11 protein-coding genes are annotated in these 13,241 nt (G+C 72.0%); 8 read left to right on the plus strand and 3 right to left on the minus strand.

All coding sequences use genetic code 11. The annotated features are described in order from the left end of the window. Positions 1-84: 84 nt before the first annotated feature. From OG524_RS09580 to OG524_RS09595, 4 genes are all read left to right on the plus strand, one after another. Complete coding sequence (locus tag OG524_RS09580; RefSeq protein WP_405391365.1) at positions 85-645, plus strand: beta-class carbonic anhydrase; 561 nt, start codon at positions 85-87, stop codon at positions 643-645. 220 nt (positions 646-865) lie between these two features. Beyond that, positions 866-1,912 (plus strand): AAA family ATPase, encoded by a 1,047-nt coding sequence (locus tag OG524_RS09585; protein WP_405391364.1) that lies wholly within the window; start codon positions 866-868, stop codon positions 1,910-1,912. Continuing rightward, entirely contained in the window at positions 1,912-3,285 is a 1,374-nt protein-coding gene (locus tag OG524_RS09590; RefSeq protein WP_405391363.1) for a DUF58 domain-containing protein, read from the plus strand. Before OG524_RS09585 ends, OG524_RS09590 begins: the two co-directional genes overlap by 1 nt. Continuing rightward, positions 3,282-5,705: a transglutaminaseTgpA domain-containing protein gene (locus OG524_RS09595; protein ID WP_405809829.1), complete on the plus strand. Its 2,424-nt coding sequence runs from the start codon at positions 3,282-3,284 to the stop codon at positions 5,703-5,705. Before OG524_RS09590 ends, OG524_RS09595 begins: the two co-directional genes overlap by 4 nt. 667 nt (positions 5,706-6,372) lie before the next feature. Here OG524_RS09595 and OG524_RS09600 read toward each other — a convergent pair. The 3 genes from OG524_RS09600 to OG524_RS09610 all read right to left on the minus strand — a co-directional run bounded on the left by OG524_RS09600 (position 6,373) and on the right by OG524_RS09610 (position 8,496). After that, positions 6,373-6,774: a DUF3040 domain-containing protein gene (locus tag OG524_RS09600; protein WP_405391361.1), complete on the minus strand. Its 402-nt coding sequence runs from the start codon at positions 6,772-6,774 to the stop codon at positions 6,373-6,375. Between the two features lie 278 nt (positions 6,775-7,052). Beyond that, the gene (locus tag OG524_RS09605) at positions 7,053-7,811 is read right to left on the minus strand and encodes a class I SAM-dependent methyltransferase (protein WP_384500895.1); all 759 of its coding nucleotides are present in this window, start codon (positions 7,809-7,811) and stop codon (positions 7,053-7,055) included. A 163-nt stretch (positions 7,812-7,974) separates the two neighbouring features. Further along, a complete protein-coding gene (locus OG524_RS09610; protein WP_405391360.1) occupies positions 7,975-8,496 on the minus strand; it encodes an SAV_6107 family HEPN domain-containing protein in 522 nt (173 codons plus the stop codon). A 274-nt stretch (positions 8,497-8,770) separates the two neighbouring features. On the opposite strand from OG524_RS09610, the gene OG524_RS09615 reads away from it, so the two are divergent. From OG524_RS09615 to OG524_RS09630, 4 genes are all read left to right on the plus strand, one after another. Next, on the plus strand, positions 8,771-9,556 hold the full coding sequence (locus tag OG524_RS09615; protein WP_405809832.1) for an ATP-binding cassette domain-containing protein: 786 nt from the start codon (positions 8,771-8,773) through the stop codon (positions 9,554-9,556). Then, positions 9,528-11,615 (plus strand): YhgE/Pip family protein, encoded by a 2,088-nt coding sequence (locus OG524_RS09620; protein WP_405809834.1) that lies wholly within the window; start codon positions 9,528-9,530, stop codon positions 11,613-11,615. Before OG524_RS09615 ends, OG524_RS09620 begins: the two co-directional genes overlap by 29 nt. A gap of 29 nt (positions 11,616-11,644) precedes the next feature. Next, positions 11,645-12,256 (plus strand): TetR/AcrR family transcriptional regulator, encoded by a 612-nt coding sequence (locus OG524_RS09625; RefSeq protein ID WP_405809836.1) that lies wholly within the window; start codon positions 11,645-11,647, stop codon positions 12,254-12,256. A 345-nt stretch (positions 12,257-12,601) separates the two neighbouring features. Next, positions 12,602-13,219 carry a DUF4126 domain-containing protein gene (locus OG524_RS09630; protein ID WP_405391356.1) on the plus strand — a complete coding sequence of 206 codons (618 nt, stop codon included), beginning with the start codon at positions 12,602-12,604 and terminating at the stop codon, positions 13,217-13,219. Positions 13,220-13,241: the final 22 nt, after the last annotated feature.

The following is a 13,241-nucleotide window of genomic DNA, read 5'->3' on the forward strand; positions in this document are numbered from 1 at the left end:
AGTACCTCACAACAAGTCTTGTTGATGTTCTTTGTCCCCCTCCACAGGGCGCCAGGGGCCGCCGCGAGAGCTAACGTCTTAGCCATGTCGACTTCCGCACAGTCCTCCGCCGAGACCACTCCCGTCGCAGGTGCGGCCCGATCCGACGGCACCGTCACCGACCGGCTCGTCGAGGCGAACGCCGCCTACGCGGGCGAGTTCCGCGACCCCGGCATGGACGCGCGCCCTGTGCTCCGCGTCGCCGTGGTCGCCTGCATGGACGCCCGTCTCGACCTCCACGACGCGCTCGGCCTGGAGCTGGGCGACTGCCACACCATCCGCAACGCGGGCGGCGTGGTCACCGACGACGTCATCCGCTCGCTGACCATCAGCCAGCGGGCGCTCGGCACCCGCAGCGTCATACTCATCCACCACACGAACTGCGGCCTCGAAAGCATCACCGAGGAGTTCCGGCAGGAGCTGGAGCACGAGGTCGGACAGCGTCCGGTCTGGGCGGTGGAGGCATACAAGGACGCCGACCAGGACGTACGGCAGTCGATGCAGCGCGTGCGCACCTCGCCGTTCCTCCTGCACACGGACGACATCCGTGGCTTCGTCTTCGACGTGACGACCGGACGCCTGCGCGAGATCCTCCCCGTGTCCTGAATTCCCTTCCCGCAGCTCCGCGCTCTCGGCTTTCGATCGACATACGGCCCACACCCGGCATTTCGCCCTTGGTTATCCACAGGCGAGTGACACGAAGCGGTAACGGCAACAAGAATGTGGGTGTGACGGTCTCCGGGTCCTCCGGAGAACGTCCGTATTTCGGGGCGGGCCGGGCATTTCTGTGCGCCGGCCCGTGCGCAAAAGGGCCGAGGAGGGCCGGGTGACGACCTATGACGATCGAGCGAGCCTCACAGATCTGACCACGACAGCGGAGCGGGTGCGCAGGTCGGTGGAGGGTGTGATCGAGGGCAAGCCTGAGGTCGTACGGCTTTCGCTGACCGTACTGCTCGCCGAGGGGCATCTGCTGATCGAGGATGTGCCCGGGGTCGGCAAGACGATGCTGGCCAAGGCGCTGGCACGGTCCATCGACTGCTCGGTGCGGCGCATCCAGTTCACGCCCGACCTGCTGCCTTCGGACATCACCGGGGTGTCGATCTTCGATCAGCAGCGCCGGGACTTCGAGTTCAAGCCCGGGGCGATCTTCGCCCAGATCGTGATCGGCGACGAGATCAACCGCGCGTCGCCGAAGACCCAGTCGGCGCTGCTGGAGTCGATGGAGGAGCGCCAGGTCACGATCGACGGCGAGACCTACGAGCTGCCCAATCCGTTCATGGTCGTCGCCACGCAGAACCCGGTGGAGATGGAGGGCACGTATCCGTTGCCCGAAGCGCAGCGGGACCGGTTCATGGCCCGTGTGTCGATCGGCTATCCCAGTGCTGAGGCCGAGCTCCAGATGCTTGACGTGCACGGCGGGGTCTCGCCGCTGGACGACCTGCAGCCGGTGGCGCACGCCCACGACATCGTGAAGCTGATCGACGCGGTGCGCATGGTCCATGTGGCCGAATCCGTACGGCGGTACGCGGTGGACCTGGTGGGGGCGACCCGTCATCACCCGGACCTCAGACTCGGTGCCTCGCCGCGTGCGACGCTGCATCTGCTGCGTGCGGCCAGGGCGTCGGCAGCCCTCAGCGGGCGTGACTACGCGCTGCCGGACGACGTCCAGGCACTCGCTGCGGCGGTGCTCGCGCACCGACTGCTGCCCACGGCGCAGGCACAGCTCAACCGCCGTACCGCCGAGCAGGTCGTGCTGGAGATCCTGCAGCGCACGCCCGTGCCCACCACGGGCGACGGGGCCGCCCCCGCGCAGCCGCAGCACCAGCCCGGCCGCCCGGTCTACGGCCAGCAGCCCGGCGCACGGCGGCTGTGATGGCGGCCGGAGCGCCCGGCCCCGTGGACGACGGCGACGACAAGGGCGGCCTGCGGGCCGCACTGAGCGGTCTGACGACACGGGGGCGGTCCTTCCTCGCCGCCGGCGTCGCCGCCGCGGTCTGCGCCTATGTGCTGGGCCAGGGCGACCTGCTGCGGGTCGGGCTGCTCCTGGCGGTGCTGCCCCTCGTCTGTGTGACGGTGCTCTACCGCACCCGCTACCGGGTCGCGGGCAGCCGGCGGCTGTCGCCGTCGCGAGTGCCCGCGGGGTCGGAGGCGCGGGTCCACCTGCGGATGGACAACGTGTCCCGGCTGCCCACGGCTCTGCTGATGCTGCAGGACCGGGTGCCGTACGTGCTGGGTCCGCGGCCCCGGTTCGTGCTGGACCGGGTGGAGGCGGGCGGCCGGCGTGAGGTGTCCTACCGGGTCCGGTCGGACCTGCGCGGGCGCTACCCGCTGGGGCCGTTGCAGCTGAGGCTGAGCGACCCGTTCGGGATGTGTGAGCTGACCCGTTCCTTCAGCGCGTACGACACCCTCGTCGTCATCCCCCGCACCGAGGCCCTTCCGACGCTGCGGCTTGCGGGCGAGGCGTCCGGGTACGGCGACGGCAGGCAGCGTTCGCTGGCCCTGGCCGGCGAGGACGACATCATTCCGCGCGGCTACCGGCACGGGGACGACCTGCGCCGGGTGCACTGGCGTTCCACCGCGCGCTACGGCGAGCTGATGGTGCGCCGGGAGGAGCAGCCACAGCGGGCCAGGTGCACGGTGCTGCTGGACACCCGGCGGGTGGCGTACCAGGGGGCCGGGCCGGATTCCGCGTTCGAGTGGGCGGTGTCGGGTGCGGCTTCCGCGCTGGTGCACATGCTGGAGCGCGGTTTCGCCGTACGGCTGCTGACGGACGACGGGAGTTCCGTGCCGGGCGAGAGCGCCGACGGCTTCGCCGGGTCGACGCAGGAGTCGGCGGAAGCGGCGGGCCTGATGATGGACACCCTGGCGGTCGTCGACCATTCCGCCGGGGGTGGTCTCTCCCGTGCGTACGACGTGCTGCGCGGGAACAACGAGGGGCTGCTGGTGGCGTTCTTCGGTGATCTCGACGAGGAGCAGACGGCGGTGGCGGCCCGGATGCGGCAGCGCAGCGGTGCCGCGGTCGCGTTCGTGCTGGACGGTGCCGACTGGGCGCGTGGCGGGGACGGGGTTCCTCCGGCGCCGGCCGCCGACCGGTTGCGGCTGCTGCGCGAGGCGGGCTGGACGGCCGTGGCGGTTCCGCCGGGGGCCGCCCTCTCCCAGCTGTGGCAGCAGGCGGGCCAGGAGCGCTCCGTGGGACAGCCCGGCGCGGCCGGTGCGACGACAGGTTTCTCCGGGGGATGGTCATGAGCGGGCGTACTCGGCTGGCGCTGTGCGCCTTCGCGGCGACGATGATGTCGGCGGGGGCCCTGCTGCCCCTGGTGGAGCCGTCGAAGTGGATCCTGCAGGCGGCTTTCCTGCTGGCGATCCAGGGCGGTGTGGGGGCTCTCGCCCGCCGGGTTCCGCTGGCCCGGACCCTGACGGTCTCCCTTCAGCTGCTGGTCACACTGCTGCTGCTGACCGTGGCGTTCGCCAGGGAGCACGCACTGTTCGGTGTGCTGCCCGGCCCACAGGCGGTCCAGCGGCTCGCGGAGCTGCTCACCTCGGGCGCCGACGACGTCAACAGGTACGACACTCCGGCACCGGCGACGGACGGCATCCAGCTGATGCTGATCGGCGGGGTGCTGCTGATCGGACTCGCCGTGGACGTCCTCGCGGTGACCTTCCGTACGGCTGCGCCGGCGGGCCTGCCGCTGCTCGCGCTCTACTCGGTCGCGGCCGGGCTCTCCGACGGAGGGGCGGGCTGGCTCTGGTTCCTCCTCGCGGCGTGCGGCTATCTGCTCCTGCTGCTGGCCGAGGGCAGGGACCGGCTGTCGCGGTGGGGGCGGGTCTTCGGCGGTGCCTCGCGTTCTTCGGGTGGTCTGGCGTCCGGCTTCGAAGGACCGTCCGGGCACGCTCTCGCCCCGGTCCGTACCGGGCGGCGTATCGGTGCGGTGGCGCTGGGCATAGCGCTGGTGGTTCCCGCCGCGCTGCCGGCCCTGGAGGGCGGGCTGCTGAGCGGCACGGGCGGCGGCAGCGGCAGGGGTGGCGGCGGGGGCACGATCTCCGCGGTGAACCCGCTGGTGTCGCTCCAGAACAACCTGAATCAGCCGGAGAACCGGGAGGTGATGTCGTTCCGCACCAACGCCACGAACCCGCAGGACATGTACCTGCGGATCCTGGCCCTGGATCAGTTCAACGGGAGCGAGTGGCGGCCGTCGACCCGCCGGCTGAAGGATGTGCCGGACAGGCTGCCGCAGCCGGCCGGCCTGAGTGCGGATGTCTCCGTCACCGAGATCAGGACGAACATCTCCGCGTCACCCTCGTACCAGCAGACGTATCTGCCGCTCCCGTACCCGGCGAGCGAGGTGGACGTCGAGGGCCGCTGGCGGTTCGAGCCCGAGGGGCGCACGCTCGTCGGTGACGACGGCCAGACGACGCGCGGCGCCCGGTACGAGGTCAGCAGTCTGGTGGTGGAGCCGACCTCCGGACAGCTCGCCGACGCGATGGCACCCCGTTCGGATCTGGCACGTGAGTACACGCGGGTTCCGGATTCGCTGCCCGGCGTGGTCCCGGAGACCGCCGAGAAGGTGACGGAGGGGGCCACCAACGACTACGAGCGAGCGGTCAAGCTGCAGGACTGGTTCGCCTCCGAGGGCGGTTTCCGTTACGACACGACGGTGACGTCGGGAACCGGCACGGCGGCGATCGAGCGCTTCCTCCGGGACAAGGAGGGCTTCTGCGTCCACTTCTCGTTCACGATGGCCGCGATGGCCAGGACACTGGGCATACCGGCCCGGGTAGCGGTGGGCTTCACCCCGGGCACGGTCCAGGCGGACGGTTCGCTGTCGGTCGGGCTGCGGGATGCGCACGCCTGGCCCGAGCTGTACTTCGAGGGTGTGGGCTGGACCCGCTTCGAGCCGACCCCGTCCCGGGGCACGACCCCGTCGTACACACGGCCGGAGGCTCCCTCGGAGGGGCCGAGCAGTCCGGCGCAGCCGTCGGAGGGCACCTCCGTGGCGCCCACGGCCGCGCCCTCCGTCTCGGAGTCCTGCCCGGAGCAGATGCGGCGTCAGGGCGAGTGCGGTGCGTCGGCGGCTCCGGTGCCGGTGGACTCCGGCGGGCCGTGGACCACGGTGAGAACGGTGCTCCTGGTCGGGCTCGGTGCCCTGGCGGTGCTCTCGCTCCCGCTGCTGCCGATGTTCTGGCGGCTGCGGGCGCGGTCACGGCGGCTGGGCCACTCGGGGGGCCGGACGCCCGCCGATGCCACGGCCAGGGTCCTGGCGGCGTGGCGGGAGATCACCGATACGGCCTGGGACCACGGCATTCCGCCGGACGAGTCGCAGACCCCGCGGAAGGCGGCTGCGCGTGTCGTCCGGCTGGGGGAGCTCGACGGCGCCGCGGCGGCCGCGGCCCATCGGGTGGCGGGGGCGGTGGAGCAGGTGCTGTACGCTCCCGAGCCCCGCGCTGCCACGGGCCTGTCCGAGGATGCGCTGGCCGTACGGGCGGGGCTGCGCGCCGCCACCGGTCGCACGGGACGGTTGCGTGCGACGATCGCGCCGCGTTCGGCCGTTCGGGTGATCTGGGCGATCTCCGAGCGCCGCGCGGCGCTCACCGCGCGCTGGGCCGGCCGTCCGTTCCGCGACCGCCTGCCCTTCCGCCTGCGCCGCCCGTCCCGCCAGGAGGGCTGACACCACGACTGACCCCGGCCCGTCCCACGCCTGCCGCGCCTGCCGCGCGGGGCGGGGCGGGGGCTTCCTCACCCACCCGTCAGGGGCCGGTTCCGGGGCGGCCGGCGCCGTGGCACAGGGCCCCGGCCGGGCAGCCACCCGTCGCAGCACCGGTTTCGGGCAGCCGCCGCATGCGTGGGGCCGTGCCCGGTGGCGGCCCACTCGGTGGTCCGCCTCGCCAGGGGCCGGTTCCGGGACGGTCGGTTCGTCGGGGGCGCCGGTCCGGGGCGGACCGCACGCGGGCCGAGCCCGGTGGCCCGTTCGTCACGGCGGCGGGCACCCGGACGGGCACCGGGCCGGTCGCCCGGCGCCGGCACGGTGACCGTTCCCGCGGCACGGTGACCGGTGACCGTTCCCGTGGCGCGGTGGCCGGTGACCGTTCCCGTGGCACGGTGGCCGGTTCCCGGTGGTCAGGCTCTCGTGGTGGCCTGCTCCGTCCGGGTGGCCGGCGCCCGCCCCGCTTCGGGACGGGCGCCGGACAGGTGATTCGGGACGGACATGCGTGAGGGGCGGTCGCAATGACTGCGACCGCCCCTCACGCATGAGGTCCAGCGTCAAGTTCTCGGTGGACGCGACCGCATGCCGGGACCGGGCGGGGCTGCCCTGCGCCGACCGGGGAACGGTGCGTTCACTGGCCCTGTTCGTCGCGGCGGCGCTGCCACCGTTGCTCGATCCGGTTCATCATCGAACGGCGTTGCCTGGGATGTCGGCGTTCGCCTCCGCCCCCGCTCCCTGCCGGTTGCTGCTGCTCACCGGGCTTGGGCGCTTTGCGCCACCCGGTGACCGCCAGCACGGCACAGCCCAGCATGACGAGGAATCCCACCACGCTGATCCAGATCTCCTGGGCGACCATTCCGGCCATGAGGAGCGCGATACCCACCAGAAAACCGGCCACCGCCTGGTAGACCCGTCGCCGGGTGTACCTGCGCAGCCCGCTTCCCTCAAGCGCTGTAGCGAACTTGGGATCTTCGGCGTACAGCGCTCGCTCCATCTGCTCGAGCATTCGCTGCTCGTGCTCCGAGAGCGGCACGGAGTCCTCCTCGTCGTCGGCCGCGGGGGGCGACCGGTATGCGGCCCTTCCAGGATAGGCAGGGATTCGCCCCCGTGAAACCCGCCCTCTAGCCATAGCCAGTCCGGACGCCATGTCGGCTCGGCTGCTGAGGCGTAGATTCCCCGACCTCCGATCCGTCATGCCGGATGGTGTCAACCGATCATACGGGGCCCGCGCCCCGATCGGGTGTTCCGGGCGGTACTCCGTCTGCAGCTGCGCTGCTGATCAGCCGTGCTCCGGCCGTCCGCAGCCGTGGCTCAGGCGCGCTTCTCGCCCAGAACGTGCAGCTGGGTCGCCACCGAGTGGAAGGCCGGCAGTTCCGCGACGGCCGCCTCCAGTCGGAGGAGTGCCTCCGTCGCCCCCGGCTCGGTGTCCACCAGAACGCCCGGCACGAGGTCCGCGAAGACCCGTACGCCGTGGACCGCGCCGACCTCGATGCCCGCGGCGGTGACCAGCTCGGTCAGCTGCTCGGCGGTGAACCTGCGGGGCACGGGATCGCCCTCGCCCCAGCGTCCGGCCGGGTCCGTCAGCGCCTGCCGGGCCTCCGTGAAGTGGCCGGCGAGTGCCCGGGCCAGGACCGCGCCGCCGAGCCCGGCACCGAGCAGGCTGAGTGCGCCGGACGGGCGGAGCGCGTCGACCGCGTTCCGTACGCCCTCGGCGGGGTCGTCCACGTACTCCAGGACGCCGTGGCACAGGACCGCGTCGTAGCCGGCCCGGTCCACGACCTCGAACAGGCCCAGGATGTCGCCCTGGACCCCGCGGACCCGGTCGGCGACCTCGGCCTCGGCGGCACGGCGCTCCAGGGCGAACAGGGCGTTGGGGCTGGGGTCGACCACGGTGACCCGGTGGCCGAGCCGGGCGACGGGCACCGCGAAGTTCCCGGTGCCACCACCGGTGTCCAGCACGTCCAGGGTGTCCCTGCCGGTCGCCTTGACCCGACGGTCGAGAGCGTCCTTGAGAACCTCCCAGACCACAGCGGTACGGAGGGAGGCACGGGGGCGCAGCTGGTCCGACACGGCAGTTGACTCCTCGGCACGGTGCCGCCACGGACGGCGGAGCGTGAACAGTGCAGGTGATACGGGGTGGTGATACGGGTGCTCTCCACCCTATTGCCTCGCACCACCGTCCCGGTCCCCCGTGTCGGGCCGCGACACGGGGGCGGGCCGGTCGCCCGGTCCGCTACCGGGGCCGGTCCCTCCGTGGCTGCGGCAGGACCGGCTGGAGCACCAGGAGTCGTTCGACCAGGCGCAGGAACATGGCCGCGTCCCGCAGCAGGTCATCGGCGTCGCGGCCGGTGGCCGCGCCGGGTATGCCCGCCTCCGCACGGGCGCGGCGCGCGGCGCCGGAGGCGAACAGGGCGCTCCATTCGGTGAGTTCGGGCGCTATTTCCGGGAGGACTTCCCACGCGCTGCGGATCCTCTCCCGGCGGCGCCGGTTGATTTCGGGCCGGCCACGGGCGGCGAGCACGGCGGCTGCGGTGCGCAGTGCGGCCAGATGAGCGGTGGCGAACCGCTCGTTGGGCACGTCGAGTACGGCGGCCTCGTCCAGGCCGGTGCGGGCCTGGGCGAGCAGATCGAGAGCGGCGGGCGGCGCCGCGGTGCGGCGCAGTACGGGGTGGACGTCGGTTGCCGGACCGGTCAGTGAGGGGGCAGGGCTGCCTGCGCGGCGCCGCGGGGCGGCGGCTGCGGACGAGCTGGCCATGACGAACCTCCTGTCGTCGTGTGACGGCTTCGTGGCCGTATGCATCCATCGTGACGGACACCACTGACAATCCCTCAGAAATGCCCCCTGACCTGGCGTTCTTCCCGTACAGCCACCCAATCGCGCACCCTCCGGCCCGGACCTGCCCCCTGCCGCACGGTCCGGCGGGAGGGGGCCGGAAGGTCCGGCGTTTTGCATCGGGCGCCAGTTCGGGTAATTTTTTGCACTGACTGGTCAGTTCAAATCAGCGTTCGGACAGAGGGGTGGGGTCGTCGTGGACAGCCCGCACGGGGCGGCGTTGAGCGCCGAGGACTTCGGACTGGAGGGCCCCCGCGGCTGGGCCTTCCGGGGCGTGGACTTCACCGCGGATCCCGGATCGCTGGTGGCGGTCGAGGGGCCGTCCGGCTCGGGCCGCACTTGTCTGCTGCTCGCGCTCACCGGTCGGATGCGTCCCACCCGGGGCCGTGCGGAGGTCGGCGGGCACCGCGTGCCCGGCAAGCTCGCCGCCGTCCGCGGGATCAGCGCACTGGGGCCGGTCCCCGGTGTCAGCGAGCTCGATCCGGCCTTCACGGTCGCGGAGCACCTGCGGGAACGGGCCCTGCTGCAGCGCCGCTTCGACGGTTCCGTGCGCTCCCTGCTGCGCCCCCGCGCCGAACGGGCGGCCACCGCGCGGGCGGTGATCGACACCGCCCTGGACGCTGCGGGGCTGGACCCCGCCACCCTGCCCAAGGCCGAACGCACCTCCGTACGGGACCTGGAGCGCATCGAGTCCCTGCGGCTGTCCGTGGCCCTCGCGCTGATGGGCCGTCCGCGGCTCCTCGCCGTGGACGACACCGACCTCAAGCTCTCCGGCGCGGACCGTGCCGAGGCCTGGAAGCTGCTGCGGGGTCTCGCGGACGGCGGGACGACGGTGCTCGCCGTGTGCAGCGAGGCCCCCGGTGACGCGCTCACCGTACGCACCGGGCCGCCGGCGAAGGACGGGACTGCCGCCACCGCGGCGGACGACGACACGACCGAGGAGGAGACGTCCGATGCGATCGCCGAGACTGGCCGCGCTTGAGCTCAGGCGGTTCGGCAGGGGGCGGATGCCGCGTGCCGCGCTGGTGGCGCTCCTGCTGCTGCCCCTGCTGTACGGCGCCCTGTACCTCTGGTCGTTCTGGGATCCGTACGGGCGGCTCGACAGGATCCCCGCGGCGCTCGTCAACGAGGACAAGGGCGCGAGCTCCGAGGGCGAGCGCCTCGCGGCGGGCGACGACATCACCGGCCGGCTGCTCGACTCCAAGGTCTTCGACTGGCACGAGGTCGGTCCTGCCGAGGCCGAGAAGGGTGTCGAGGACGGGACGTACTACCTCTCGCTGACGATGCCCGCCGATTTCAGTGAACGGATCGCGTCCAGCGCGGGTGACTCCCCCGAGACCGGCGCCCTCCAGGTCCGCACGAACGACGCCAACAACTACATCGTCGGGCAGATCTCCCGGACGGTGTTCGCCGAGGTCCGCAGCGCCGCCTCGACGAAGGCCTCACGCGGCTTCCTCGACCGGATCTTCATCAACTTCTCCGGCCTGCACGACGCGACGGCCGAGGCCGCCGCGGGCGCCGACGGCCTCAGGAGCGGTGTCACCAAGGCGAAGAAGGGGTCCAAGGACCTCGTGGACGGGCTCAAGGACGCCAAGTCGGGCAGCGGCACGCTCTCCAGCGGGATCGTCAGGCTCGACAAGGGTGCGGGCGACCTGGAGACGGGGTCGCGGCAGGTCGCCGAAGGCACCCAGGCACTCGCCGACAAGGCCGGCAGGGCGGCCGCCGACGTACGTCCGTTCCTGAAGGACAACGGCAGGACGATCGGGGACACCGCCCGGCTGGTCTCCGACTCCTCGAAGGCCGTACGGGACAACCTCGACCTGCTGGTCGAGACGGCGCCCACCGCCTCCGCCGCCGCCCACACGGCCTCCGACGACCTGGCGGAGGTCTACCGCGTCCGCTGCGAGGAGCAGCCACTGCCGGACCCCGGGGTCTGCCCCCAGCTGAAGCGCGCCAGGACCGCGGCGGCCGATGTCACGAAGGCCGCCGACGACGTGAACGCACTGGTCACCGAGCAGAACGGTGACCTGACGAAGCTGCGCACACAGCTGACGACCCTGCAGAAGCAGGCCGACGCCCTCGCGAAGCGCTCACCGGACCTGGACACGGACCTGGAGTCCGCCGTCGCGAAGATCAACGCGCTCAACACCGGTGCCCACAAGGTCGCCAAGGGCGCCGACACGCTCCACACCGGGCTGGGCACCGCGAAGACCGGCGCCGGGAACCTGGACACGGGACTCGGGAAGCTCAGGAAGGGCGCCAAGAGCCTCGACAGCGGGCTGTACCGGCTCGGCGACGGCTCCGCGACGCTCGCACAGGGACTGAACGACGGCGTCGGCAGGATCCCCGACTACGACAAGAAGGACCGCGACGACCGGACCGGTGTCATGGCCGACCCCGTGCAACTGGCGTCCTCGTCGCTGCACGCGGCGCCCAACTACGGCACGGGCTTCGCCCCGTACTTCATCCCGCTCTCGCTCTGGGTGGGCGCGATGGTGGCGTACATGCTGATCCAGCCGCTCAACCGGAGGGCCCTGTCGGCCGGGGCACCGGCCTGGCGCATCGCCTTCGCGGGCTGGCTGCCGGTCGCCGCCGTCGGCCTGCTCCAGGTCGTCGCCCTGATGTCCGTGCTGCACTGGCGGCTCGGCCTGGAGATGACGCACGCAGCCGGGACGATCGGTTTCCTCGCCCTGGTGACCTGCTGTTTCGCCGCGATCGTGCAGTGGCTGAACGCCCGCTTCGGCGCGGCTGGACGCATCCTCGTCCTCGCGGTGCTGATGCTCCAGCTGACCTCGGCCGGGGGCACCTACCCGGTGCAGACCAGCCCGGGATTCTTCGGCGCGATCCACCCCTACCTCCCGATGACGTACGTCGTGGACGGGCTGCGCAGGCTGATCACAGGCGGCGGCCTCGGGCCGGTCTGGCAGGCCTGTGCCGTCCTGCTGGCCTTCACCGCGGGCGCCCTGGCGCTGACCGCGCTCTCCGCCCGCCGCAAGCAGGTGTGGACCCTGGACCGGCTGCACCCGGAGCTCAGTCCGTGAGCGCGCCCGGACCTGTGAGAATCGTCGGCATGGACAGCAGTAGCACCACGCGCCGCCAGGCCACCCGGCAGAAGCTCTACGAGGCGGCGGTGACCCTCATCGCCGAGAAGGGCTTCTCCGCGACCACGGTGGACGAGATCGCCGAGCGTGCCGGAGTGGCCAAGGGCACGGTCTACTACAACTTCAAGAGCAAGACCGAACTCTTCGAGGAGTTGCTGCGGCACGGCGTCGGACTGCTCACCGCTTCGCTCCGTTCCGCCGTGGAGGAGACCGACGAGCGCGACGGCACCCAGGTGGAGGCGCTGGACGCGATGATCAGGGCCGGTCTGGGCTTCATCGACCGCTACCCGGCCTTCACCCAGCTGTACGTCGCCGAGCTCTGGCGCACCAACCGCGCGTGGCAGTCGACCCTCCTGGTGCTGCGCCAGGAGGCCGTCGCCGTGGTCGAGGAGGTGCTCCGGGAGGGCGTCGCGAACGGTGAGCTCAGCGAGGAGATCGACATCCAGCTGACGGCCGCCGCGCTCGTCGGGATGGTGCTGGTGGCGGCCCTCGACTGGCAGGCCTTCCAGCCGGAGCGGACCATCGACGACGTGCACTCGGCCCTGTCCCTGCTGCTGCACGGGCGGGTCAGCGGGCGCTGAGGAACACACGAAGACGCCGGGCCGGTGGAATTCGATCCCCCTCGAATTCCACCGGCCCGGCGTCTTCGTGACTCCGCAGAACCCTCCCCCGTGACCCCGTTCCCCCGTCCCCCGTGGTCCTCGGGCCCTCCGTCGTACACCCCCGTTACGTCCGGAGCGCCGCGCCGTTCCGCCGCCCCGTGTCGGCGGTCCTGGCGCTGCGCCCCTTCCGTGGTCCCCACTCTTCCGTCCGGGCAGGTGGCACCCCATCCGTATCCCTACTCATCTCGCCCGATAGGTAGGGATACTCAGAGCTGTGTGCCGGGACCCACCCGGGCCGGACCGCGACTGGTTACGATCGCGTCCGTGTCCGTACTCCCCCTGGTGTTCACGAGTGGCTGGGCCAGCGGTGTCAACGCCTACGCGGTGGTCCTGCTGCTCGGCCTCTTCGGCGCGACCGGTCTGACCGACGAGGTGCCCCAGTCGCTGCAGCGCACCGACGTGCTCGTGATCGCCGGTGTGCTCTTCCTGTGCGAGGCGGTGGCGGACAAGATCCCTTACGTGGACTCGGCGTGGGACAGCGTGCACACCGTGATCCGGCCCGTGGCGGGGGCGGTCGTCGCCGCGCTGCTGGCCGGCGAGAGCGGATCGCTGCCGGAGCTCGCGGCCGGGGCGGTGGGCGGCACCACCGCGCTGCTGAGCCATCTGGTGAAGGCAGGCACCAGGATGGCGGTCAACACCTCGCCCGAGCCGTTCAGCAATGTCGGGGTCAGCGTCGCGGAGGACCTCGGCGTCGCCGGGATCATCACGTTCGCGGTCTTCAACCCGGTGGCCGCGGCCGTGATCGCCGGGACCCTCCTGGTGCTCGGCCTGGTGATACTGGTCTTCCTCGCCTCCCGCATCCGCCGGTTCCTGCGCCGCAGGACGCAGCGGCGCGAGGAGGGACGACTGGCGGGAGCGGGCGTGCACCGGCCTCCCGAATGACCTGTCGGTGGCACCGTCTAGG

Source organism: Streptomyces sp. NBC_01520 (assembly GCF_045040375.1).
Taxonomy (GTDB): Bacteria; Actinomycetota; Actinomycetes; order Streptomycetales; family Streptomycetaceae; genus Streptomyces.